Origin of the sequence: Proteus sp. NMG38-2, assembly GCF_020640995.1 — a bacterium.
In the GTDB taxonomy this organism is placed as follows: Bacteria; Pseudomonadota; Gammaproteobacteria; order Enterobacterales; family Enterobacteriaceae; genus Proteus.
The window spans coordinates 2,064,141-2,088,741 of record NZ_CP085481.1; the positions used below are offsets into that span (position 1 = coordinate 2,064,141).

A 24,601-nucleotide genomic window follows, 5' to 3' on the forward strand; every position below is an offset into this window, starting at 1 on the left:
TTATTACCCTGAATATTAATTAGAAGATGGAAACAACATCATGAATACTGAATTACAGCAATTTTTAATGACTGAGCCTGATGGAACATTGGAAACTATTGCTACACAATTTAATACCACATTGTTGGAGGTTGTGAGACATTTACCATCACGCTCATTAATGAGTGGCGAACAATTCGATACTGTATGGGATAGTGTGATGAAATGGGGTAATGTCACCACGCTTGTGCATACTCAAGATGTTATCTTAGAGTTTAGTGGTGAGTTGCCAAGTGGTTTCCATCGTCATGGCTATTTTAACTTACGAGGTAAAAAAGGAATGACTGGCCATATTAAAGCCGAAAATTGCCAATCCATCGCAATGATCGAACGTAAGTTTATGGGTATGGATACCGCCTCTATTTTATTTTTCAATCAACAAGGCGTTGCTATGTTTAAAATTTTCCTTGGACGAGATGAACATCGTCAATTATTGCCAGAGCAACTATCAGCCTTCCGTCAATTAGCACAACAATTAAATAAGGAATAATTGCACGTGAAAACTTGGGTTATTTTTGGTGCTGGCGGTAAAGGTATTGGCGCACATATTGCAGATATTGGCGTTACACAACAACGCCCTATTGTGGCTTTAGTTCGTTCCGAAGATGCGGCTAATCGTTTAGAAGAAAAAGGGATCAAAACAGTTATTGGTGATGCGATTGATGCTAAAGCGGTTGAAGCTGTTTTAACACTAGCAGGAAAAGAAGCAGACATTATCTCCACAATGGGCGGAGAAAATGATTATCTTGCGCATAGAACCGTGATTGATACTGCGGAAAAAATGGGGTTTCAACGGATGCTCATGGTTTCTTCTTTAGGCTGTGGCGATAGTTGGGTTGCTTTATCTGACAGAGCAAAAGCCGCTTTTGGGCAAGCCGTTAGAGAAAAATCATTAGCTGAAGTATGGCTGCAAACTAGCCGTTTTGATTATGCGATAGTAAGACCTGGCGGATTACTGAATGGTGAAGAAACGGGTAAAGCTCAGCTTTATCAATATGAAGAGACTCACGGCTTAGTTAATCGTCGTGATGTCGCGCGTTTGGTGACTCAACTTCTTGAAGCCGATCTTCTAGATGATCAAGTTTATGCAGTGGTTGAACCGGGTTTGGTGCCAACTAAATCATAGATATTAATATCAACACAATTAGCTTAAGAGATAACCTATGTGTTATCTCTTTTTTCTTGCTTTTATTGTGGTCAATAACTCACATTATGATGAGTTTTCTGCTCACAATGAAATTTCCTCAATAGACATTTGTCACTTTACTGTCTTAATGGGGGTAACTTGTGGCATAATGCGGCCCCATTACCTTTTGTCATTCACTAATAATGAGTATTCGTCTTGTTAATCAGCAATAATATCACTATGCAGTTTGGCTCGAAGCCACTGTTTGAAAACATTTCTGTCAAATTCGGTGGCGGAAATCGCTATGGTTTAATCGGTGCTAACGGTAGCGGTAAATCAACCTTTATGAAAATTTTAGGTGGCGATTTAGTGCCAAGTAGCGGTAACGTATTTCTTGATCCTAATGAGCGCCTTGGTAAATTAAAACAAGACCAATTTGCTTATGAAGAATATACAGTGCTTGATACTGTGATTATGGGGCACACTGAACTTTGGGAAGTTAAACAAGAGCGCGAACGCATCTATAACTTACCAGAAATGAGTGAAGAAGATGGCTTACGAGTTGCCGATCTGGAAGTAAAATTCGGTGAAATGGACGGTTATACCGTTGAATCTCGTGCTGGCGAATTGTTATTAAATGTAGGCATTCCATTAGAACAACATAATGGCCCTATGAGTGAAGTCGCACCAGGTTGGAAATTACGTGTGTTATTAGCACAAGCCCTATTCGCTGATCCGGATATTTTGTTACTGGATGAACCGACGAATAACTTGGATATTGATACTATTCGTTGGCTTGAACAAACGCTAAATGAACGTAACAGTACCATGATCATTATTTCCCATGACCGTCACTTCTTAAATATGGTCTGTACGCACATGGCTGACCTTGACTACGGTGCATTAGCCGTTCATCCAGGTAACTATGATGAATATATGTTTGCTGCAACCCAAGCGCGTGAACGTTTATTAGCGGATAATGCGAAGAAAAAAGCACAGATTAATGAATTACAATCTTTTGTAAGTCGTTTCAGTGCTAATGCATCTAAATCACGCCAAGCAACCTCTCGTGCTAAGCAAATTGAAAAAATTCAATTAGCTGAAGTTAAAGCATCAAGTCGCCAAAACCCATTCATCCGCTTTGAACAAGAGAAAAAATTATTCCGTAATGCGCTTGAAGTGGAAAATATCTCTAAAGGCTATGATGATAATGCCCCACTGTTTAAAGACGTCAATATGATGCTTGAAGTGGGCGAAAAAGTTGCCATTCTAGGTAATAACGGTGTGGGTAAATCGACGATGATTAAAACATTAGTCGGTGAATTAACACCAGATACAGGCCGTTTAAAATGGTCTGAAAACTCAAATATCGGTTATTATGCACAAGATCATGCAACTGATTTTGAAGTAGATATGACCGTATTTGATTGGATGAGCTTATGGATGAAACCAGAAGACGACGAACAATCTGTACGTAGCGTATTAGGTCGTTTACTGTTCTCTCAAGATGACTTGAAAAAATCAGTTCAAGTTTTATCTGGTGGTGAAAAAGGCAGAATGTTATTTGGTAAGCTGATGATGCAAAAACCAAACATTCTGATTATGGATGAGCCAACCAACCACTTGGATATGGAATCTATTGAATCACTGAATATGGCATTAGAACTTTATCAAGGTACTCTGATTTTTGTTTCTCATGACCGTGAATTCGTAAGTTCATTAGCAAATCGTATTATTGAAATTACACCTGAAAAAGTGACTAATTTCCAAGGTACTTATGATGAGTTCCTTGCCAAAAAAGGTGTTACACTTTAATTTCACAGCAGAATTAAAGTAATAAACAAACAAAGGCTTGATAACTATTTATCAGGCCTTTTTTATTGTAATCAAAAGATCCCGATAATTTCGCCCTCCTATTTTTATTTCATTTATGACTCATTCTATTTTTACGGCAATACAAATATAAATGATTATCATTTATATTGACTGACAGTCAGTCGTTAGTGTATGTTACCGACCACGAGTCAATCATGGTTTATTTCATTTTTTGGGATCATTATGTTGCTACTACCTCAAACAATACATTGTCCAAATAAGCAATTAAAAAATTATTGGAAATGTGGCTATTCTTTTGTTTTACCGACATTAATTTCACTAAGCGTGATGTCACCTTCTTTTGCATCAGAAAATATTGAAAAAATTATTGTTACTTCTGCGCCAAGTTCGTCGTCTGATGCACAACCTTACGGATATGTTGCAAAACAACAGACAACGGCAACTAAAAGTGATGCCACTTTATTAGAAGCACCACAAATGGTTTCTGTTGTTAATCGTAGCCAGCTAGATAACTTGCCCTCTGAATCTATTAGTCAAGCATTACGTTATAGCTCAGGGGTTGTGAGTGAAAAATTTGGCGCTTTTGGAAGCGGTATTGATTATTCAAAAATGCGCGGATTTGATGCTGATTATTATTTAGATGGCTTAAGAATGCTTGGTAATAGTGGTATTTGGGCGCCACAGATTGATAGTTGGAGTTTAGAAAGTATTGAAGCTGTACATGGCCCTGCATCTGCCTTATATGGACAAGGTGGTGCAGGTGGCGTGATTAATATGACATCGCGTCGCCCTTCCGCAGAAACGCAACACCAAGTGCAATTACAAGCGGGTAATAATAAAAATCATGGTATTAAATTTGATACCACATCAGCTCTTAATGAGGATGAAACATGGTTATATCGTGTTTCAGGGTTAGCGCTTGAACAAGAGTCGCAAATTCCCTCTTCTCGTCAAACTCGTTTTCTTATTTCACCGGCTATCACTTGGAAACCGAATGATGCACTGAGTTGGACAATATTGGGACAATATCAAAAAGAGCCTCGCCTAGGTTACTACAATACGCTACCGGCTCAAGCATTAGGTTTATTACCGAATCCTAATGGTAAAGTTGATCCTAATCGAAATTATAATAATCAAAGTCATGATAATTCACATCGTAAACAACAGTCGTTAACTTCATTGTTTGAATATGAATTGTCCCCACAGTGGCAATTTAAGCAAAATACTCGTTTTATGAAGGTTGATACGGAAATAAGCCGTGACTATACCCGTGGTTTTTTACCTGGTGATCGCTTATTAACTGCGGTTTATCAGGAAGCACCAAGTAAATCAGAAACATGGGTAACTGATTCACAATTGATTGGTAAATTAGCAACATGGGATATCAATCATACTGTGATGGCTGGTTTTGATTACCAACATGGCTATATGACAAAAGATTGGTGGGGCTCACAAACGGTTAGTTTTGATCCGTGGGCATCACATCACAAGCCTGATTTTGAGCCTTACCCGGTTTCTCGTACTTCCACAAAACAACAATTTGATCGCTATGGATACTACTTACAAGATCACTTGCGTTGGCAACAATGGAATTTATTACTCAGTGGCCGTTATGACAGTGCGGACTTAGATACACATAATCAAATATCAGGTACGACACAGCAAAGCCATAACACAGCATGGAGTCATCGTGTTGGTTTAAGTTATCAATTTAATAATGGGTTCTCACCATGGATAAGTACATCTGATAGTTTTGATCCTGTATTGGGCACTGATGCAGATGGAAAAGCTTTTATTCCAATGAAATCAAAACAATATGAAGCAGGCGTTAAATATCAAAATCCTGAGTTAACACAACTGGTTAGTGTTTCTGTATATCAATTAACCCAAGAAAATGTCACAACACATAATCCTAGAAATCCTGATTATTATCAGCAATCAGGTGAAATTCGTTCTCGTGGACTTGAGTTTGAAAGTAAATTAGTGCTAACGCCACAAGTTAATATGATGCTCAATTATGCCTATCTTCATAATATTGTGACATCGACTAGCGATCCAACCACCTTAAATAAACATCCTGTTCAAGTACCTACTCATACGGGATCTGCATGGATAGATTATCGTTTCCATCAGCCTTATTTAGACGGTGCATTATTAGGTGCGGGTGTCCGTTATTTAGGTTCAACTTACGGCGATAATACAAATACATTTAAAGTACCCGCAGTATGGTTAGGGGATGTGAGTTTCCGCTACCAATTATCGGCAATTAATCGTGAATTACAGGGTTTAGAATTAGGATTAACTGTCAGCAATATCACGAATAAATCCTATGTTTCTAGCTGTACTAGTTCGACTTATTGCAGTGTGGGAAGCGACCGTGTTGTGCTTGGTGTCCTCAATTACTATTTTTAGGAAATGAACATGGATAACTATCGACGTTCATTACTAAAAGGTGCCAGTGCATTATCGTTACTATTAGCAAGCCCTTTTCCTGTTTATGCAAAACCAAAACAGAGAGAAATCGTTGACATTCTGGGAAGAGAAATTGTATTACCACAAGAATTAACACGTATTTATGTGGCAGATAGTGGGTTATTTTTACTTTATGCTTCATTAAATGAAGGCGCTCTTTATGAGCGCCTTATCGGGATGCCTTCTGCATTTCGTACCGCCGACTTAAGTTTATATCATCAATATACGCGAGCATTCCCCCAATTATTGGCATTACCTGAATTTACGGCTATGTCGAGTGGGCATTTTAATAGTGAGAAACTTATCGCGCTAAAACCTGATGTCATTATTGTGGCGGTTGGAACTTATCGTGCAATTAGTGTTAATGGTGTGCTGGATTTATTAACGAAAGCGAATATTCCTGTTGTGGTGTTTGATTTGAGTATCGACCCACTTAATAACACGCCAATTAGCACATCTATTATGGGGAATTTACTGGGTAATATTTCACAAAGCCAAGCCATGAATCAATTTCGTGAAAAACAACTCACTTATATTTCTCAGCAATTAGGAAAAAAAACATTTAAACGCCCTAATGTGTTATTTGAACGAGCAGCGGGCTTTACACCTGAGTGTTGTCTTTCTTATGGCAATGGCAGTATGGGACAAATGCTACAAAATGCAGGTGGGCAAAACTTAGGTTCAGAATATATAAAAGGCACTTATGGGGTTTTGAACCAAGAAACGGTGATTTATGCCAAACCCGATAAAATTTTTTTAACAGGGGCTGATTGGAGTGGCTATAACCCGTCAGGTGATTGGATTAACTTAGGGCCTGGTGCAAATTTAGATTTGGCAAAACAGCAACTTGAAATTTTAATGCAACGGCTTGCCTACAAAACACTCGATGCGGTTAAAAATAAACAAGTATATGCCCTTTGGCATTCATTTTATGACAGCCCTTTTGGTTTTATTGCAATCTTACAAATGGCTAAATGGCTACACCCTGATCGCTTTTCTCACCTCGATGTAGACACTATTTTTTATGATTACCATACTCAATTTTTACCTGTGAAATGGGAAACGGGCTATTGGGTAACATTACTTGATCAAGATAAGGAATAATCATGTTTGATATCTATTCACCCGATCCTTTACGGGCAAAAGTTGAGTCACAGTCAGCAGGAAAAAGAACTATTTTATACTCAGCAAAAGGCCAACCTAACTATATGTACGTTGTTCCTTATTTTCGATTAAATGAGGTATCAGATAATCTTGATGATACTATTCACTCTGCATTTATTGTAAATGAAAAAGTTAAGAATGGATTTTTCTATGCGTGTTACCCCGCTTCATTGCATCAAGGTGAGTTGTTAAGTTTGCCTAACCAAAAACCGGCGACATTATTAGATTTATTGAGTTTTCAGCAATATGCACAACATACAGGGCGGGGATTTCATTTAAGTACCCATGCAGAATGGGCTGCTTTAATGCTGTGGTGTCGCCACCACAATATGATTGAAGATGGCAATACAGATTATGGACGAAGTTTTCTTCATCCAGAGCAATCTGTTAATCGCGTTGATGGTAAAGAAGCTGGTGATACTGACTTTACTACAGGTGATCCCACGACAATAACAGGACCGCAATGGTCGAATTGGTATCATGATAATAGTGAGTTTGGTATTAGTGATTTATGTGGCAACCTTTGGGAATGGCAAAGCGGTATGCAATTAAATGCCGGAGAAATACAGATAATTAAAGATAATGATTCAGTATTCTGTGGTGATCCCTCTGTAACAGAGCAATGGCATTCAATAGCATTATCAACGGGGCAATTATTGCCCATCAATCATCCCGATAGCGCAAAATACGATGCCCCTTCAGATCATTGTGACAAAAATGCAGGCACTCCCATTTTATCAACTTCAATAAAACACTATAACGGCACACCAACAGATAATGGTTATCCTGCGGGATTAATGGATGGTGATTTTAATGCAATAACAGCAGAAAATAGTATTGAAATACCTACATTATTTAAAGAATTAGGATTATATCCAGCAATAAACCAACAGGACAATGATCAGGTTTATTTACGAAATTATGGTCAACGCTCTTTAATGCGCGGAGGGGCTTGGTATTCACAACAAGCTGCAGGTATGCGAACTTTGTGTTTAAGCCACAATGCATCACATCGCAGCACATCTGTCGGTGGTCGCCTTGCTTGGATTGATACAACCAGTTAATTAATCTAAAAAATTATTATTTATAGACATTTTTGCATAAATTAATTTACCTTAGTATCGATTGCATGAATAATAGTGCTAATAGTAATCATTATTATTCGGTGGCTTATTGTGATTAATCTTTATGCATTTAAATTAAAACCGGTGGCATTGCTCTGTTCTGCCACCCTTCCTTTTGTTTTGGCTACACAGGCTTTTGCAGAAGAAGCAGTAAAGACAGAACAAGTAGAAAAGCTTGTCGTTAGTGCTCAAGCATTAAAAGTAAATACTAGTTTGCAAGAAACGCCTAAATCCGTTTCTGTCATTTCTCAAAAAGATCTCGAAATACATGCGCCTCAAAAACTTGATGAAGCTTTACGTTATACGTCAGGTGTCGTTTCTCAACCCTTTGGTGCCGATAACGATACTGACTGGCTTCGTGTGCGCGGTTTTGAAGCTGCAACGTATTTAGATAACAGTCGTCTCTTTCGTGATGGTTATTATACATGGCTACTTGAACCTTATGGTTTTGAACAAATTGAAGTTGTAAAAGGTGCTTCAGCTGTATTATTTGGTGAATCTACACCTGGTGGTGCTGTTAACGTAGTACAAAAGAAACCCAGCTTTAAACCCCAAAATGAAGTATTTCTTGAAGTTGGAAATAATGATCAACGTGGGTTAGGTTTTGATGTTTCAAGTGCCACGGATGATAAACGTGTGCGCTATCGCCTTGTTGGGTTAATGAAAAAATCAGACGGAGAATTATCTCACACAGATAGTGAGCGTATTTATCTGGCACCAAGTGTTGCGATTAACTTGACTGACGATACATCATTGACGTTTATGGCAACTTATTTGCATGATGATGGCACACCAACTAACCCGTTCTTTCCTGCCGCAGGCACTTTGATTTCATCTCCTTTTGGTAAAATTAAGCCTTCAACAAATTTAGGTGAACCAGGTTACGATAAGTATAAACGTACTCAAATTTCAGCGGGTTATTTATTAGAAAGTAATATCAATGATGTTTGGCGTTTTTCTCAACGTCTAAATTATGGTTATAACGATCTGTTATTGCGTAGCGTTTATGCCTTCCCTAATTCAGATATTACCGCAACAGAACTGAATCGTGGCATCGTTTTCCGTGATGGTAAAAACCAAAGTATCTCTTTTGATAATAATGTTGTTGGTGAATGGGATACAGATAATTTCGAGCATACATTATTAGCGGGTGCTGAATTGCAATATCACCAAACTAAAGGTGATGAACAAGATAATTACAATTTTGGTACGATTAATCCGTGGAACCCTGTTTACGGTAAATATATTCCTCTTGATCCTGCTAATAATGTCAATCGCACCATCGACAAAACACAATATAGCCTTTATTCACAGTATCAAACCAAATTTGATAGTCGCTGGGTTGCAGTAGCCGGTGTACGTCAAGATTGGGTAAAAACAGAAAATAAAGCACAAACAAAAAATGAGGACAAATCACGTACCGATAGTGAGTTTAGCCTCAATGCAGGATTAATGTATCTAGCCGATAATGGTCTCTCTCCTTATGTGAGCTATTCTGAGTCTTTTGAGGTGATGAGCACTATCGACCCTGCGACGAAAGATCTGTATAAACCGTTAAAAGGCGATCAAATTGAGGCAGGGATAAAGTACACACCTGATTTTATGGATGGTTACTTTAATATTGCCTGGTTTGATATCACACAAAAAAATGCTCTTGTAGCAAACCCAACGACTTATGTTTCAACACAAACTGGTAAAGTGACATCAAAAGGTGTTGAAGTAACAAGTGAAATGCAATTAACGGAACGTTTTGCATTAAAAGCCAATTATACCTATACCGATATGCAAACTGATGACACAGGTAATAAAGGTAAACAACAAGCAGGTTTAATTCCTAAACATACCGCATCTGCTTGGGGTAACTACACTATTCCAATTACTGGAACTCAAGATTTAACCTTAGGAACAGGTGTTCGTTATTTAGGTAAATCTAAAGATAATCCTAAGAGTAGTGATTTAACTGTACCAAGTGCAACATTATGGGATATAGCTGCAATCTATAACGTCAATAAACAGTGGCAATTACAGTTAAATATCAACAATATTCTTGATAAAGAATATCTCTCTGGTTGTGATTATTACTGTTATTACGGTCAATCCCGTTCTGTTTTATTGAATGCTAAATATCGCTGGTAAATTTTTCTTATTCCTCCATTTATTGCTCATCGTACAATAAATGGGGGAATATTATTTTATAAATGAGTGACCATGTTTGAACTCTCAAATATTCAAATGGATCGCGGTGGACGTACTATTTTATCAATCCCCTCACTGCGTATTTCAGATTCTGGGTTAACTATTGTGCTCGGTCATAATGGTTCAGGTAAATCGACTTTAGTCAGTTTATTATCTGGTCAGCAAGCCCCAGATAGTGGAAATATTACACTGAATAATTGCAATATCTCACACTATAAACCACGTGACCTAGCTAAACAGATAGCCTTTCTTCCTCAAAAACTTCCTGCTTCTGCAGGATTAACAGTAAGAGAATTAGTGCGTTTAGGCCGTTTTCCTTGGCGTGGAACATTAGGCCGTTGGAATAAAAAAGATGATGAAATAATCACAACAGCAATGGTAAAAGCGGGAGTTCTGCCCTTTGCAGACACACTCGCTGATGATTTATCTGGTGGTGAACGTCAACGTGCTTGGGTTGCAATGTTACTGGCTCAACAATCACCCATTTTAATTTTAGATGAACCTACTTCTGCTTTAGATATACATCATCAATATCAACTAATGGAACTCTTAAGTGAGCTAAATCAAACTCAACATGTTGGTATTATTGTTATTTTGCATGATCTCAACCTTGCCTTGCGTTATGCCACTCATATTATCGCGCTTAAAAAAGGGAAAATTGCATTTGAAGGTGAAGCCTCTCTACTTTTTGATGATGAGCGACTTTCAGCACTTTATGAAACACCTATTAAGCTGATTGAACACCCTGATAATCAAGGTTTACAACAACATAAGGTGGCAGTGGTATGCGTGTAATATTACAAAAAATAGTTAGATTTCTGCCTTTTTGTCTGGCTATTTTATTTATCACTCCCCTTGTTAATGCTGCGCAAAATAGCAATAAAATACCCCAACGTATTATTGTTTTAGATTGGGATTTACTGGAACAAATATTGACACTTGATGTTATTCCTGTGGGGGCAACTGAAATTGCTGGGTATAACCAATGGGTAGCTCACCCTGTTGCTCCAAATACTATTGAAGAAGTGGGTATGCGAGCAGAGCCTAATTTAGAAAAAATGGCATCGTTAAAGCCAGATCTTATTTTGGCATCAAGTTCACAACAAGATTTATTGCCTGTATTAAAAACTATTGCCCCTGTCGTATATCTGCCTAACTTCTCTCGTCAAGATAATGCCGCAGAAGTTGCTTTGGCACATTTTAATACCCTAGCCTCTATTTTAGGAAAAACAGCGCTTGCACAAAAAAAGTTAGCGGAAATGGATAGCACTTTTACACAATTAAAGAGCAAATTACAGCAAGCATTTATTACATTACCTGAAGTGGAAGTGATCCGTTTTTCTACATTAACATCTGTTTTTTTGTACACCGAAAATTCAACAACTGAATATGTAGTTAATAAGTTAGGTCTAAAATCTGCCATATCATTACCTCCTCAACCTTGGGGAATTGATCAGCGAAGAATGAATATATTGCAGCATATTAGACAAGGATATGTTCTTTATATGTTGCCATTCCCTGATGAAAGTAAACTGCAAAAATCCGTGTTATGGCAAGCCATGCCATTTGTACAGAATGGGCATTTTCATTCAGTGAAACCAGTATGGAATTATGGTGGAGTGGCATCATTAACGTTAATGGCTGAAGCTATTACAGAAAGTTTATTAGATATGGCACAGAATAATGAACATTAAGCAATTTACTTTCTATTTTTTGGCAATCATCTTATTAAGCATTACTAGCTTACAAATTGATAATTCTCTTTCATTATCTCGTCAATGGTATTTGTTAGGGCATTTAGACACAAACACCCTATTTGCCGATGTTTTTTTTATTCATGCACAATTACCTCGTTTAGCTATGACACTGCTGATTGGAGGAATTTTCGGTGTTATTGGCAGCTTAATGCAACAATTAACACAAAATAACCTGACATCACCGTTAACATTAGGAACTTCTTCAGGCGCTTGGTTAGCTTTAGTTATTGTTAATATCTGGTTTACAGATTGGGTTGCTGATCACAGCGCATTCGCTGCGACAATGGGAGCGTTATTGGCTTTCTTTTTGGTGATTATGATTGCAGGTATTCGCAATATGACCGGCTTGCCCCTTGTTGTTTCTGGTATGGTAGTGAATATCTTATTAGGTGCGATTGCAACCGCATTAGTGACGTTAAATTCTCAATTCGCCCAGAATATATTTATGTGGGGAGCTGGAGATCTTGCTCAAGATGGTTGGGAGACGTTTTTTTGGTTATTACCTCGAATTACACCTGTTTTACTTATTTTTATGTTTGCACCCCGTATTCTCACTTTATTGCGATTAGGGCATGAAGGTGCAACGGCTCGAGGGCTGTCTGTTTTACCCACATTTGCATTTTTTATTATATTAAGCACTTGGTTAGTTTCTGTTTCAATTACTGTTGTTGGCGTCATTAGTTTTATCGGATTACTTGCACCTAATATTGTCAGAACATTAGGCGCAAGAACGCCTCGTCAAGAGCTTATTGCCAGTGGCCTAATGGGAATATGCTTATTACTTATTACAGATAGCTTGGCAATATGGGTTGGACAGTGGCTCAATACGGTTATTCCCAGTGGGGTGACAGCCGCGGCTATTGGAGCACCTGCATTAATTTGGTTTAGTCGAAAGAAAATGAGAGCCCAAGATCAGCTTTCTATTTCTATTCATTCTCAGACCAAAACAGTATCAATATATACTGTGATAGGAATATTTGTATTATTAATACTTGGATTAGCCCTTACACTTTTCATTCATATTAATGAGCACCAATGGTTTTGGGAAATACCATCTGTTTACCAATGGGCATTACGCTCTCCTCGTTTATTAGCTGCTTTATTTGCAGGTATTGCACTGGCTATTGCTGGCGTTATTTTACAACGTTTAATCTACAATCCATTAGCTAGCCCTGATATTTTAGGGGTTTCATCTGGTGCTACTTTTGCATTGGTTTTTTCTAGCTTAATTTTAGGGAGTACCTTACAAACATCACAGTGGGGAATTGCATTATTAGGTAGCTGTATTGTGATGATTGCTCTATTAGTCTTAGGCAAGAAACACCAATATGCACCAGCCAGCTTAATATTAACGGGTATTGCCTTAACCGCGAGTTTAGAAGCCTTTATTCAATTTTTCTTAGCGAAAGGCTCATTAAGCAGCTATAAAATATTACTGTGGTTATCAGGTTCGACTTATCGTGTTAATAGTGAACAGGCTCTCTATTTTGCATTCGCAATCACATTGATTGTAGGAAGTGTCTTTTTATTAACGCGCTGGCTTGCATTAATATCAATTGGTCGAAGTTTTGCTTTAGCTCGTGGATTACATACTGAACGTGCCAGTATTATTTTATTAATCATCGTTTCACTATTATGTGCTTTAGTCACTTCAACGGTAGGCCCTATTGCCTTTATTGGCTTAGTTGCTCCTCATATGGCGGTATTACTTGGTGCTAAAAAAATCAACGCACAATTAATGGTTTCAGGGTTAATTGGTGGAACATTAATGGTTTGGGCTGATTGGCTTGGACAAATATTTATTTATCCCGCACAAATTGCAGCAGGAACTTTAGTCGCTATTTTAGGTGGTAGCTATTTCCTTTGCTTAATGCTGTTAAATCGTAGCCGTTGATTGAAAAAGCCTAAGATATTGGTGTTATTTTTGCTGATATTCTTAGGCTTTGATCGTTATTAATTACGCATAACTTTTACTGTTTTTATGATTAATGCGTTGAAAACCTAAAAATGCAATTAACATCACTAAAGTACTTGCTCCAATTGCAATCCATACACCAGATTGAACACCAGAATAATCAACAAGTTGCCCTGTTAATGTTGCACCAATTGCTGTGCCTACATTTAATCCTGCAAGTAACCATGTCATTCCTTCTGTAAGTTGATTTTCGGGTACACTTTTCTCAATAAGTGACATTGTCACTATTATCATGGGAGCAAAGAAGATCCCGGAAATTAATACCACTAAACTTAAGCTATAAATTGAGTCTACAAAAACAAGAGGTAAAATAGTGAGGAACGTTGCGATGCCACCTAAGCATAATAAACGGTGTAACGGTGTTGATAATTTTAATGTGCCAAAGAATAGACCTGCAAAACAAGAGCCAATAGCATAGGCGGATAATACAATGCTTGCACCTGCAGGCATTTTTTGGGTATTGGCGAAAGCCACACTAAAAATATCAATGGTGCCTACAATTACGCCCATAAAAATCATAATAACAGTTAAGATTTTTACGAGAGAAAAGCGGATCACAGATTGTGTCTTATGATGTATTAATTCAGAAGATATTGGTGTTATTGCAGGCTCTGTATCACGTTGTAAAACGAGTAAAAATACACCAATGATAAGAAAAACAGCAGACATTAATAACCCAGCTTGTGGAAAAAAAACGACACTTAATGTGACTGAAATGGGTGGACCAATAATAAATGTAACTTCATCAAACACACTTTCTAACGAATAAGCTGTTTGTAAGCGACTATCTTCTTTATAAATTACTGTCCATCTTGCTCTGATCATTGCAGAAATACACGGCATAAAGCCAATCAGCACTGCAAAAATAAATAATAAACTAATATGCCATTGTAACCATGTTGCCAATAACATGCCCCCTATTCCAATAACGCTGATTAATGTGAATAAAGGTAAAATTCGATATTGCCCATAAGTATCAACTAGACGTGATATTTGCGGTGATAGCATCGCGTAAGTAAATACAAAACTGGCAGAAATTGTTCCCGCTAATGCATAGCTGCCTGTAAGTTGTGAAATCATCATGATGATACCAATACCCATCATCGGTAGTGGTAATCGTGCAACCATTCCCGCTAAGGTAAAAGATAGCGTGCCTTTATAGCTAAATAGTGTTCGATAAGTATTTATCATAGTTTTCCTTATGTTTACCCTTGCCATTTTAGCGAGGGTTAAAGATAATACATACAGTGCGTATGTATAAATCATATATTCATACGATCTGAATGTAAATATACAAACAATACGTATGTATATTTAAAAAAGGAGATAAAATGGCTAGACGTACTCGTGCTGAAATGGAAGAAACACGGCTATTATTGCTAGAAACAGCAAGGAAAGTATTCTGTGAACAAGGCTATACAGAAGCCTCAATGGATGACTTAACGGCACAAGCAGGTTTAACTCGAGGTGCGTTGTATCACCATTTTGGTGATAAAAAAGGATTGTTATCGGCTGTTGTTGCACAAATAGATGCAGAGATGGATGCTCGTTTGCAGGCTATTTCCGATACTATTGACGATCCTTGGTTGGCATTTTCAATGCGTTGTCATACCTATTTAGAAATGGCTTTAGAGCCTGAAATTCAACGTATTATTATGAGAGATTCACGCGCTGTATTAAGTGATAAAGTGACTGAACTTCCCACTCATTGTGTAGTATCTATGAGTAGTATGATTGATAAACTTATCGAGAATAAAATACTTGTAAAGACTGACTCAAAAATGTTGGCTCTATTCATTTATGGCAGTTTAGAAGCCACTGCTTTATGGATAGCAAATAGTCTCGATGGTAAGGCTCAGCTAGAACATGCTAAATCTACATTAGATACCTTATTAAATCGTTTACGTATTTTGCAGAATAAATAAAATATAGCGAGGATCACGGTGATAATCCTCGCTATTGTCTATTTGATTTTTTACACATTAATTATTATTCAAATCAAAGATTATGCTATTTGCCATATTGCTTTTCCTTGCTATTGCTTTTCAATAAAATCAAGCAAATAGCGTACTTCGGGAGATAAATGGCGTTTAGACGGATAAACGGCACAAATCGGTGCAAGAACAATTGTATGCTCTAATAAAATAGGCACTAATTTATCAGATTTAATAAATTCACCCACTAAAAACTACCTAACTGGCATATTCCATAACCCGATAATGCCATGTCTAAAATAGCTTCTGTATTATCTAAATGTAATTTACCTTTAACGGGAAGAGCGAATTCTTTTTGATGAGCTTGATATTTCTAAGGCACTGTTGAACCTTGGTGAGAAAAAGTAATTAATTGATGTTCTGATAATGCATTAGGAGATTGAGGCATACCATTTCGCTCAAAATAATCGGGAGATGCACAGGTTATTAAACGGTGAGGTGCTAATACCTTACGTATTAATCGACTATCGTCATTCCCTCCAATACGGATAGCTTATTTAGGTGGCTTGCTCGTTGATAACTACAGCTTAAATTCAACACTAATTATTACTAACTTGTTTATTATATTGGCTTTATTCTGTGTTCTTCTCTCAAGACTCACAAAGAACGCGGTTAAATAACAAAATGCCTTCAATATAAATTAACAAGGGTGATCATGATATTATGATCACCCTTTTCTATAAAAGTAGGTTTTTAATGTGACATTGTCACAATATAAGGTTTCGTTTTATTTTAGTAATTGGGTAAATTGTTGATATAGCATATTGCCCAGTGTTTTTGCGGTGTATTCTTCACTATGGCCTAAGTTATCAACAGCGGCATGCATACCGTGATAAATCAATGTACTGGTTAATTCAGGCTGTGTGACGTGCCACGTTTTATTTTCAGTTCCCGCAATTAACAATGTTTGTATTTGCTGCAATGCCCTATTTTCATGAATATTACTGCTTTGATGAAAAACTTGATGAAAAAGCATATCGTGTAATTGCTGTTTCTCAACATAAGCAATTACACTAATTTCACACCATTGTTTTAATTTTTCACGGTGATCTTGCTCTGAGCAGGCATCCATTGCACTGTCTATTTTATCCAAGTACCAATCCATATAACGAGTTCTTAAGGCATCAAGAACGTCTGTTTTAGCAGAAAAATAGTGATAGTATGTTCCTTTGGCTACCCCTGCCTTTTTTACGATATCGCTCACAGTTGTTGCATCGAAGCCTTTATCTAAAAACAATGTTTCTGCCGCATTCATTAACTCTTCTAAACGAACCTCTGCGGGTTTTGTTCTTGGTTTATCTGTAGTTTGTTCTTCTAATGACATTGCTTATCTCCCTCAAAGTCGCATGTAAAGAGTACTCTATATTAAAGCGAGCCACAATGATGATAAATGAAACTCATTATCAATAACCATTGACCGACGGTCAGTCGAGTATTATTATGCCATTATTATTCATCATTAAGGCAATAAAACTTATGACTTATTTGAAACGACTGTCACTTATCTGTGCCATTTGTTTAGGCACTTTTATGGCAACACTTGATATTAGTATTGTGAATGTAGCATTACCCACTATTCAAAATGATATTCACGCTGATATGGCAACCTTACAGTGGATTGTCGATGCTTATGCGCTCTGTTTATCTGCCTGTATTTTGTCATCGGGCCCTTTAAGTGACCGCTTTGGGCGAAAAAAAGTATGGTTATGGGGGGTGATTATTTTTACAGTGGGATCGGTGATCTGTGCGATTGCACAGCAACATGAAGTGCTTATTTTAGGTCGTATTATTCAAGGTATTGCTGCCGCAGCACTAATTCCGGGCGCATTGTCTCTAATTACACATGCTTTTCCAATTGATATTGAGCGTGTCCGTATTATAGGTATTTGGTCTTCTGTCAGTGCTTTATCACTGATTATTGGTCCTATTTTAGGTGGGGTATTAGTTCACACTAGTGGTTGGGCAAGTATATTCCTTATTAATATTCCTATAGGCATAATTACTGTATTACTAGGTTGGTATGGATTAAGTGAAAGTGCTGATCCTGAAAATGTGGCACTCGATCCCTTTGGTCAATTAACCAGTATGTTAGGATTAGGCTTGTTGACTTATGGCTTAATTGAAGCTGGATCGGTTGGTTGGTCGCATTATCGAACTTTATCGACATTGATTGTAGGCATTATATTCCTCGTCCTCTTTTTAATGATAGAAAAACGTGTTAAACGCCCTTTATTACCACTTACTTTATTTAAAGATCGTGCATTTTTTCAATATAACCTTTCTTCTTTCACTTTGGGCTTTGCCACTTATAGTAATGTCTTTTTTATTGCCTTTTTTCTGCAAAAAGCACAAGGCTGGAGTGCATTAGAAACAGGCTGGAGAATGGCACCTGAATTTATTGCGATGGCCCTATTTTCAATGTCTTTTGGGCGTTTGTCTGCATATTTTTCAGTCAGAAAACTCATGATCTGTGGTTTCTTATTTATTGCTATTTCTTCTTGCTTATTAGCGACATTGGCAACAAATAGCCACTATGGAATAACTGGAAGTTACCTATTTGTATTAGGTGCTGGAATGGGCTTGTCAACACCAGCAATTGGTGCGTTAGTGATGAAAAGTGTTTCACCATCTCGCTCTGGTATGGCGTCTGCAACCATGAATGCATTAAGACAAACAGGAATGACGATGGGAATTGCTTTACTAGGCACATTAATGGTGCAACAAGCAATCCATTATATGGTTATGCAAAGTCAGGTATTAGGAATATCTGTAAACTATATCGATATTGTCAGTCTAGTAACTGAAAATGCTACGAGCAATTTAGACAAAGGATTCATCACCATGTTACCTGAGGCATTTAATTCTGGGTTTGCTTATGCAATCGCAACTGCTGGGATCTCATGTTTTGTCACTTTATTTATCGTGTTATTTCCTTTTAAAGCAAAACATAGCGCACTTTCTCAGCAAATAACGGATTAATATTTATAAACGTTGAGTGAGAAACTCAAGAAAAGATTCAATATTACGAGAAAGTGTACTACGACTTGCATATATTGCGATTAAATTGATACTGGCGGGCTGTTGAGGAAATTCAATCGCTCGCAAATTCCCTGCTTTAATTGCATCAAGGCAACAATGCTCAGCTAAAATAGCAAACCCTAATCCTTTTAATACCGCAGCTCTCGCTAATATAGCGCTATTTACTCGATAATGGCTATTAATAGTAACTTTTATTGGTTTTTTATGTTCATCAAGAAATATCCAAGGTTGCCCTTCTAGTGCACTTAGACTAGAAATACAAGGCATTTGGCTTAATTGTTCGATATGAGTTGGAACTCCTGTTTTTTCTAATAACTCATTAGAGGCAACAACAATACTGCGCCACGATTTAATTAACCGTGAATGGTAACTGCTATCTGCTAGATTTCCGCGATGAAAAGTTAATAGTAAATCCATATCATCATCAATGATATTTCTTGGCATTAATTGGGTGTCACATTGAATAAGTAAATTAGGATGAAGAACGGCAAAGTCAGCTAAAATATCAGCCAGTAGTTCGCTGCCATATTCACTTGGAATGGTTAAGCGGAATGTTCCTGTTAATGGGCCATCACTGGTGATGTTACTTACAACATTGTCTAATTCAGTTAAGGTTTTCTTTCCTTGCTGATAGAGTAATTTACCTTGTTCAGTAAGGCGCATCTTTCGCGTTGTTCTATCAATAAGTTTACAATTGAGTTGCTGTTCAAGCTGTTTAATTGCACGACTGATATTTGAAGTAGGCATAGATAGTAGTCGAGCAGCCGCGGCAAATTGTCCTTGTTCGGCTACGGCAGAAAAAATACGTAATAAATTAAGATCGATTTGCATAAATAATTCACTGCCTACTGTATTTCTATTGCTTAATGTAGGCAGTGTATCATTCATTTTCTTTTCTCTCGTTAATAATTAACAGTAACCATGAGACATGAGTTTTTGATAACGCTTATCTAAAAGCTCTTCGGTTGAATAGCTTTTTAATAAGGCTAAGTCGGTTAATAATTGTTGTTTAAGAAATTCAGCCGCTTGTTGATGATCACGATGAGCACCACCTAATGGCTCAGGAATAATAGCGTCGATAATGCCTAATGATTGTAATTTAGGTGCCGTCATTCCCATTGTTTCTGCCGCTATTGGCGCTTTATCAGAACTTTTCCATAAAATAGAAGCACAGCCTTCTGGTGAAATTGCCGCATAAGTGCTGTATTGCAACATATTAACTTTATCACCGACACCAATTGCGAGCGCTCCGCCAGAAAATCCTTCACCAGTAATAGTGCAAATAATCGGTGTTTTTAATCGTGACATTTCAAGAATGTTACGAGCAATGGCTTCTGCTTGCCCTCGTTCTTCAGCACCAACGCCAGGATAAGCTCCCGCAGAATCAATAAAAATAATAACGGGTAGATGAAAACGTTCAGCCATTTTCATTAAACGTAATGCTTTTCTATAACCTTCTGGTGATGGCATACCAAAATTGCGAAGAATTTTCTCTTTTGTATCACGGCCTTTTTGTTGCCCAATCACCATGACTGGCATTTTGTCTAATCGAGCTAAACCCGCCACAATCGCTTTATCATCGGCATAAGCCCTATCACCCGCTAACTCCTGAAAGTCAGTAAAAATCGCTTTAATATAGTCAAGGGTATATGGGCGCATAGGATGACGAGCAAGTTGCACTATTTCCCAAGCCCCTAAATCAGTAAAAATAGATTTTGTCAGCGAAAGACTTTTTTGTCTTAAACGAGCAATCTCTTCATCTAAATTAATACCTGTGGGTTCATCTTGAGATTGCTTAAAGGTGAGCAATGCATCTATTTTTTCGTCTAATTCAACAATAGGTTTTTCAAATTCAAGATGAATAAAAGACATAACGACCTCGGATTTAATGCAGTAAATAAAACGATAATTAGCTCAGTTTAGAAAAAATAACAATATGGCGATAGAGAGGAATTTGATAAACACTATTATCAAAAATGGGATAATTAAATCTTACTATAAGATCTGCAAGAAAAAAGACAGGATTAAAAAGAGCTTTTTCTCTCATTTTAATCTATACAGTAATTACTAAGTCATGTATTAATACACAGTGCGATTTTGTTCTTTTTGCACCCGTAAAAGATCGCGCAAATTATAAAACACTTCATAAAATACAAATAATTAGAATAAAGATAATATGTTCTCAAAAAAAACACGATCAACAACTGCACTGCTGTTTTCATCACTGCTTCTTACGATAGGAAGAGGTGCAACATTACCGTTTATGGCAATCTATTTATCACGGGAATATCAATTACCTGTTGATGATATTGGTATTGCCATGTCCATTGCATTAACAACCGGTATTTTTTTCAGCCTTGGCTTTGGGATGCTTGCGGATAAATTTGAGAAAAAACGTTATATGTTGCTATCTATTATAACGTTCATCTTTGGCTTTGCTGCAATACCTATGGTTCATAGTACGGTTTTAGTGGTTATTTTTTTCTCGGTAATCAACTGCTCCTATTTAGTGTTTTCAACCGTGTTGAAAGCCTATTTTTCTGAAACTTTATCGATTTCAGCGAAACCTAAAATATTCTCGCTAAACTATACCTTTATCAATATGGGGTGGACGGTCGGCCCGCCTATTGGCACGTTATTATTAATGTATGGAACACAATTACCCTTCTGGCTTGCTGCTATTTCTGCCAGTGTTCCACTTTTTATGATCCAGTTGTTTGTTCAGCGTTCTAAAGCAATAAATACTGGTGAAGAAAATAGCGTGAAATGGGATCCGAAAATAATGCTAAAAGACAGAGCATTAAGTTGGTTTGTGCTCTCGACTTTTTTTGGTACTTTAACATTTGGCTCTTTTGCATCATGTATTTCGCAATATATCTTAGTCGTCTATGACGCTAAATTAGCAGAGTCCGTTATTGCGGTTGTATTACCTGTAAACGCCGCTATTGTCGTTTCTTTGCAATATATTGTGGGTAAGCATGTTACAGCCGATAGATTGCGTAAATTAATGACCTTAGGCACGTTATTTTTTATGACTGGCTTACTTGGCTTTATGTTTGCGGGTGATAACTTAATATTTTGGGCATTAGCCATCGCCGTCTTTACTTTTGGTGAGTTAATTTATGCGCCCGGTGAGTATATGATGATTGATAACATTGCACCGTTAGGAATGAAAGCAAGTTATTTTTCTGCTCAGTCATTAGGTTGGTTAGGTGCAGCATTAAATCCATTAGCTAGCGGTTTTATTTTAACGTCATTCCCTCCTATTTCTTTATTTGCAATTTTAATGGCCGTTTCTGCATTGGCTTGGTTTTGTATGATCCAAGGAATGAACGCCAGTAAAACAAGAGCTATTGCACTCTAATTTCTGAAGACTTCACAAACTAAAAAGACACCTTAAAGGTGTCTTTTTTATGGTTTGTAGATGACTGATTTTGTCTCTATTTTTTTCTACAATGGATTAAGTAAGGCATATTTCTTCTTAATCTTGAGTTGCATGGTTAGTTAATACCATTACCTTATTGAGTTTTAAATAAAAAACACCGAGAAGTAAGATTATTTCGATGTTCTTTTGAGTATTGTTTCAATGCTAATTGGGAAGAAATCGTTGACATCAACACCAACATTAATTGCATTTTTTCCTAAAACATCTAAACGTTTACGTTGAGTTGGATCTTTTTGTGAATTGTGTACATGACCATATAAATGAATAGCGTCACGGAAAAAACCACCCCATTCTAATATAGGATAATGAAACATCACAATTTTTCGTTTTTTATAATCCAATTCAAAGTAGTCTTTCACCCATTCAAATACTGATGCATCAAATTCCGGATCATCGAGAAATTTGTCGTGATTTCCACGGATAAGGTACTTTTTACCGTTTAACCGACGTAAAATTCGGTTGGCATCCTGTCCTGTTCCTCGATAGAGAAAATCACCTAAAATATAGATTTCGTCATGATCAGATACATAAGCGTTCCAGTTATGGATTAATGTATCATTCATATGGCTTACACTATTGAAAGGGCGATCACAAAGGTTGAGGATATTTGAATGGCAAAAATGTGTATCAGAAGTAAAATAAATCATAGTAATTTCTTAATAAGTAATAAAAATCTTAACCTTAAGAAAGTATTTTCCCTCGGTCTGTATAGTGATATTTTTTTAACATAATTACCTCCTTTAGCTAAAAATAGAACAATAAATACAATATCATCTGTTTTATTGTCGTTGATGTTGTTTACGGTAACCAGATAAAGAATGCCCCGTCTCTCTTTTGAAATATCGGCATAAATAAGAAGGATCATCAAAATGAAGCTTTATTGATATCTCATTTACTGAAAGTGAAGTGTGCATTAATAATGCTTTTATTTCAAGAATAACTTGACGATTAATCAACGTCTTAGGTGAATCATTAAAAAATTGTTTTGTTATTTGTGATAAATAAAACGGCGTAATATTAAGACAATTTGCATAAAAAGCAACTTCTCTATGCTTTAAACAATGTTTTCCAATTAACTCCCAAAATTGCCAACAAAGCTTTTCTTTGCGACTAAATTCTTTTTTAGCGATAGAAAAATGTGTTGGTATTAATTCTGTGATCGCAAAGAAGAGATTTTGTAGATGGTTTTTTAACATCAATTTTCGATGTTCAGAATAGTGATTATCTATATATTTTAGTTGCTCTACCCATCTATTTAAGGCTTCTTCTTGCTCTTTTTTTGGGGAGCAAATGGGATTTTCATGGAGAAAGGCAAATAAAGTATTAGAAAGAGAATAAGCAATTTCTGAAGCAAAAGATTTATCAAGAAAACAATAAAATAAGCGAAAATTTGCTGATTTCTGACTCAAAACAGTCATCATATCATCGCCTAAAATAAGAATATCATTCGCTTTAATCGTCTGTTTCTGAAAACCAATATTAATTACAGCCCTTCCTTCTAAGCAAACCATAACCACGATATAAGATAAGGGTAATGGGTAATTAATTTCATTTGCCATACCGCTTTCACCCATAATGGCGTGTTGGGATGTGGTATTCAATTGTGACAATACTTGGCTTAACATAAATCTATTGTTCTCTTTTTATTCTAATTTGATAGTTTTTATATTTGATGATATTGCTGTTAATAACAAGTATTTCCTTTAATTTAGTTTTCAAAAGTACTGATTTTACCTCTTTTATGCCATTCGGGTTTTTATTTCTTTTCTTTAGAATGCACATATCTTAAAAACGTAAGATAAATAGCAACATATTGATAAAAAAGAAAATTGATTGAAATGAAAACATTAAAAACTGAAAGACTCATACTGCGGCCATGGAAACTTTCTGATGCGCCAAGCCTGTATGAATACGCTAAAGATGAACGAGTTGGCCCTATCGCTGGTTGGCCAACTCATAAAAGTGTTGAAGAAAGTGCTGAAATAATTCGTACTATATTTATGCGAAATGAAGTTTATGCTGTCACATTAATCGATGATGATCGCGCTATCGGCTTAGTGGGCCTATCTTTTGCTAAAGAGAGTAATTTCTCGATAGGCGATAATGATGCTGAAGTATCTTATTGGATTGGAGTTCCGTTCTGGGGGAAAGGTTTAATTCCTGAAGCAGTGAGAGAAATTAGTCGCCATAGCTTTGAAACTTTGGAGTTAGATAATCTATGGTGTGGGTATTTTGCTGATAATAATAAGTCACAAAAAGCACAAGAAAAATGTGGGTTTAAATTTCATCACATTATTGAAGAGCAATACGCAGAATTTTTAGATGAAGTGAAAGTTGAAAATATTTGCCGCTTAACTAAAGATGAATGGATTGAAATCCAAAAACAGACCTATTAAACCAAAACACCAGATAATGAAATCTACATTACCTGGTG

General features: G+C 36.8%; 22 protein-coding genes. 14 read left to right on the plus strand and 8 right to left on the minus strand.

Going from position 1 to position 24,601, the window contains the following annotated elements; translation table 11 throughout:
* Window positions 1–40: 40 nt before the first annotated feature.
* The 10 genes from hutX to fhuB all read left to right on the plus strand — a co-directional run bounded on the left by hutX (window position 41) and on the right by fhuB (window position 13,608).
* A complete protein-coding gene (gene hutX, locus LG402_RS09935) occupies window positions 41–529 on the plus strand; it encodes a heme utilization cystosolic carrier protein HutX (protein WP_208105246.1) in 489 nt (162 codons plus the stop codon).
* A gap of 6 nt (window positions 530–535) precedes the next feature.
* Window positions 536–1,165 (plus strand): NAD(P)H-binding protein, encoded by a 630-nt coding sequence (locus LG402_RS09940; RefSeq protein WP_166541220.1) that lies wholly within the window; start codon window positions 536–538, stop codon window positions 1,163–1,165.
* Window positions 1,166–1,381: 216 nt separating this feature from the next.
* The gene (locus LG402_RS09945) at window positions 1,382–2,980 is read left to right on the plus strand and encodes an ABC-F family ATPase (RefSeq protein ID WP_166541219.1); all 1,599 of its coding nucleotides are present in this window, start codon (window positions 1,382–1,384) and stop codon (window positions 2,978–2,980) included.
* Window positions 2,981–3,223: 243 nt separating this feature from the next.
* Entirely contained in the window at window positions 3,224–5,413 is a 2,190-nt protein-coding gene (locus LG402_RS09950; RefSeq protein ID WP_227336881.1) for a TonB-dependent siderophore receptor, read from the plus strand.
* A gap of 9 nt (window positions 5,414–5,422) precedes the next feature.
* Window positions 5,423–6,577, plus strand: coding sequence for an ABC transporter substrate-binding protein (locus LG402_RS09955; RefSeq protein ID WP_227336882.1), 1,155 nt, complete (start codon window positions 5,423–5,425; stop codon window positions 6,575–6,577).
* A 2-nt stretch (window positions 6,578–6,579) separates the two neighbouring features.
* A complete protein-coding gene (locus tag LG402_RS09960; protein ID WP_166541217.1) occupies window positions 6,580–7,701 on the plus strand; it encodes an SUMF1/EgtB/PvdO family nonheme iron enzyme in 1,122 nt (373 codons plus the stop codon).
* A gap of 111 nt (window positions 7,702–7,812) precedes the next feature.
* Window positions 7,813–9,897 (plus strand): TonB-dependent siderophore receptor, encoded by a 2,085-nt coding sequence (locus LG402_RS09965; RefSeq protein ID WP_319800754.1) that lies wholly within the window; start codon window positions 7,813–7,815, stop codon window positions 9,895–9,897.
* A 72-nt stretch (window positions 9,898–9,969) separates the two neighbouring features.
* Window positions 9,970–10,752 (plus strand): ABC transporter ATP-binding protein, encoded by a 783-nt coding sequence (locus LG402_RS09970; protein WP_109408220.1) that lies wholly within the window; start codon window positions 9,970–9,972, stop codon window positions 10,750–10,752.
* Window positions 10,743–11,651 (plus strand): iron-siderophore ABC transporter substrate-binding protein, encoded by a 909-nt coding sequence (locus tag LG402_RS09975; protein WP_166541214.1) that lies wholly within the window; start codon window positions 10,743–10,745, stop codon window positions 11,649–11,651. Before LG402_RS09970 ends, LG402_RS09975 begins: the two co-directional genes overlap by 10 nt.
* Window positions 11,641–13,608: a Fe(3+)-hydroxamate ABC transporter permease FhuB gene (gene fhuB, locus LG402_RS09980; protein WP_166541213.1), complete on the plus strand. Its 1,968-nt coding sequence runs from the start codon at window positions 11,641–11,643 to the stop codon at window positions 13,606–13,608. Before LG402_RS09975 ends, fhuB begins: the two co-directional genes overlap by 11 nt.
* 63 nt (window positions 13,609–13,671) lie before the next feature.
* Here fhuB and LG402_RS09985 read toward each other — a convergent pair whose 3' ends face one another.
* The gene (locus LG402_RS09985) at window positions 13,672–14,880 is read right to left on the minus strand and encodes an MFS transporter (RefSeq protein WP_166541212.1); all 1,209 of its coding nucleotides are present in this window, start codon (window positions 14,878–14,880) and stop codon (window positions 13,672–13,674) included.
* Between the two features lie 140 nt (window positions 14,881–15,020).
* Between LG402_RS09985 and LG402_RS09990 the strand changes: the two genes are divergently transcribed.
* Window positions 15,021–15,614: a TetR/AcrR family transcriptional regulator gene (locus LG402_RS09990; RefSeq protein ID WP_227336883.1), complete on the plus strand. Its 594-nt coding sequence runs from the start codon at window positions 15,021–15,023 to the stop codon at window positions 15,612–15,614.
* Between the two features lie 110 nt (window positions 15,615–15,724).
* Here the strand turns inward: LG402_RS09990 and LG402_RS09995 are convergent, their stop codons facing one another.
* The 3 genes from LG402_RS09995 to LG402_RS10005 all read right to left on the minus strand — a co-directional run bounded on the left by LG402_RS09995 (window position 15,725) and on the right by LG402_RS10005 (window position 17,007).
* Window positions 15,725–15,871 carry a hypothetical protein gene (locus LG402_RS09995; protein WP_227336884.1) on the minus strand — a complete coding sequence of 49 codons (147 nt, stop codon included), beginning with the start codon at window positions 15,869–15,871 and terminating at the stop codon, window positions 15,725–15,727.
* Window positions 15,872–15,996: 125 nt separating this feature from the next.
* The gene (locus tag LG402_RS22350) at window positions 15,997–16,173 is read right to left on the minus strand and encodes a LysR substrate-binding domain-containing protein (protein WP_166541435.1); all 177 of its coding nucleotides are present in this window, start codon (window positions 16,171–16,173) and stop codon (window positions 15,997–15,999) included.
* 237 nt (window positions 16,174–16,410) lie between these two features.
* Window positions 16,411–17,007 carry a TetR/AcrR family transcriptional regulator gene (locus tag LG402_RS10005; RefSeq protein ID WP_109408214.1) on the minus strand — a complete coding sequence of 199 codons (597 nt, stop codon included), beginning with the start codon at window positions 17,005–17,007 and terminating at the stop codon, window positions 16,411–16,413.
* A 152-nt stretch (window positions 17,008–17,159) separates the two neighbouring features.
* Here LG402_RS10005 and LG402_RS10010 point away from each other — a divergent pair, with 152 nt between their 5' ends.
* Entirely contained in the window at window positions 17,160–18,662 is a 1,503-nt protein-coding gene (locus tag LG402_RS10010) for an MFS transporter (protein ID WP_227336885.1), read from the plus strand.
* Between the two features lie 3 nt (window positions 18,663–18,665).
* Here LG402_RS10010 and LG402_RS10015 read toward each other — a convergent pair whose 3' ends face one another.
* On the minus strand, window positions 18,666–19,553 hold the full coding sequence (locus LG402_RS10015; RefSeq protein WP_109408318.1) for a LysR family transcriptional regulator: 888 nt from the start codon (window positions 19,551–19,553) through the stop codon (window positions 18,666–18,668).
* Window positions 19,554–19,631: 78 nt separating this feature from the next.
* Window positions 19,632–20,594: an acetyl-CoA carboxylase carboxyl transferase subunit alpha gene (gene accA / locus LG402_RS10020; RefSeq protein WP_109408212.1), complete on the minus strand. Its 963-nt coding sequence runs from the start codon at window positions 20,592–20,594 to the stop codon at window positions 19,632–19,634.
* 304 nt (window positions 20,595–20,898) lie between these two features.
* Here accA and ydeE point away from each other — a divergent pair, with 304 nt between their 5' ends.
* Window positions 20,899–22,086 (plus strand): efflux MFS transporter YdeE, encoded by a 1,188-nt coding sequence (gene ydeE / locus LG402_RS10025; RefSeq protein ID WP_109408211.1) that lies wholly within the window; start codon window positions 20,899–20,901, stop codon window positions 22,084–22,086.
* A gap of 191 nt (window positions 22,087–22,277) precedes the next feature.
* Here ydeE and LG402_RS10030 read toward each other — a convergent pair whose 3' ends face one another.
* Both LG402_RS10030 and LG402_RS10035 read right to left on the minus strand, forming a co-directional pair.
* Window positions 22,278–22,814: a metallophosphoesterase gene (locus LG402_RS10030; protein WP_072068090.1), complete on the minus strand. Its 537-nt coding sequence runs from the start codon at window positions 22,812–22,814 to the stop codon at window positions 22,278–22,280.
* A 132-nt stretch (window positions 22,815–22,946) separates the two neighbouring features.
* A complete protein-coding gene (locus tag LG402_RS10035; protein WP_227336886.1) occupies window positions 22,947–23,726 on the minus strand; it encodes a helix-turn-helix domain-containing protein in 780 nt (259 codons plus the stop codon).
* A gap of 279 nt (window positions 23,727–24,005) precedes the next feature.
* Here LG402_RS10035 and LG402_RS10040 point away from each other — a divergent pair, with 279 nt between their 5' ends.
* A complete protein-coding gene (locus LG402_RS10040; RefSeq protein WP_166541206.1) occupies window positions 24,006–24,563 on the plus strand; it encodes a GNAT family N-acetyltransferase in 558 nt (185 codons plus the stop codon).
* Window positions 24,564–24,601 lie beyond the last annotated feature (38 nt).

Coding starts and splice junctions, on each gene's coding strand:
- hutX (WP_208105246.1), top strand. CDS start 41: ATGAATACTGAATTACAGCAATTTTTAATGACTGAGCCTGATGGAACA.
- LG402_RS09950 (WP_227336881.1), top strand. CDS start 3,224: ATGTTGCTACTACCTCAAACAATACATTGTCCAAATAAGCAATTAAAA.
- LG402_RS09955 (WP_227336882.1), top strand. CDS start 5,423: ATGGATAACTATCGACGTTCATTACTAAAAGGTGCCAGTGCATTATCG.
- LG402_RS09960 (WP_166541217.1), top strand. CDS start 6,580: ATGTTTGATATCTATTCACCCGATCCTTTACGGGCAAAAGTTGAGTCA.
- LG402_RS09970 (WP_109408220.1), top strand. CDS start 9,970: ATGTTTGAACTCTCAAATATTCAAATGGATCGCGGTGGACGTACTATT.
- LG402_RS09975 (WP_166541214.1), top strand. CDS start 10,743: ATGCGTGTAATATTACAAAAAATAGTTAGATTTCTGCCTTTTTGTCTG.
- fhuB (WP_166541213.1), top strand. CDS start 11,641: ATGAACATTAAGCAATTTACTTTCTATTTTTTGGCAATCATCTTATTA.
- LG402_RS09985 (WP_166541212.1), bottom strand. CDS start 14,880: ATGATAAATACTTATCGAACACTATTTAGCTATAAAGGCACGCTATCT.
- LG402_RS09990 (WP_227336883.1), top strand. CDS start 15,021: ATGGCTAGACGTACTCGTGCTGAAATGGAAGAAACACGGCTATTATTG.
- LG402_RS10005 (WP_109408214.1), bottom strand. CDS start 17,007: ATGTCATTAGAAGAACAAACTACAGATAAACCAAGAACAAAACCCGCA.
- LG402_RS10010 (WP_227336885.1), top strand. CDS start 17,160: ATGACTTATTTGAAACGACTGTCACTTATCTGTGCCATTTGTTTAGGC.
- LG402_RS10015 (WP_109408318.1), bottom strand. CDS start 19,553: ATGCAAATCGATCTTAATTTATTACGTATTTTTTCTGCCGTAGCCGAA.
- accA (WP_109408212.1), bottom strand. CDS start 20,594: ATGTCTTTTATTCATCTTGAATTTGAAAAACCTATTGTTGAATTAGAC.
- ydeE (WP_109408211.1), top strand. CDS start 20,899: ATGTTCTCAAAAAAAACACGATCAACAACTGCACTGCTGTTTTCATCA.
- LG402_RS10030 (WP_072068090.1), bottom strand. CDS start 22,814: ATGATTTATTTTACTTCTGATACACATTTTTGCCATTCAAATATCCTC.
- LG402_RS10035 (WP_227336886.1), bottom strand. CDS start 23,726: ATGGCAAATGAAATTAATTACCCATTACCCTTATCTTATATCGTGGTT.
- LG402_RS10040 (WP_166541206.1), top strand. CDS start 24,006: ATGAAAACATTAAAAACTGAAAGACTCATACTGCGGCCATGGAAACTT.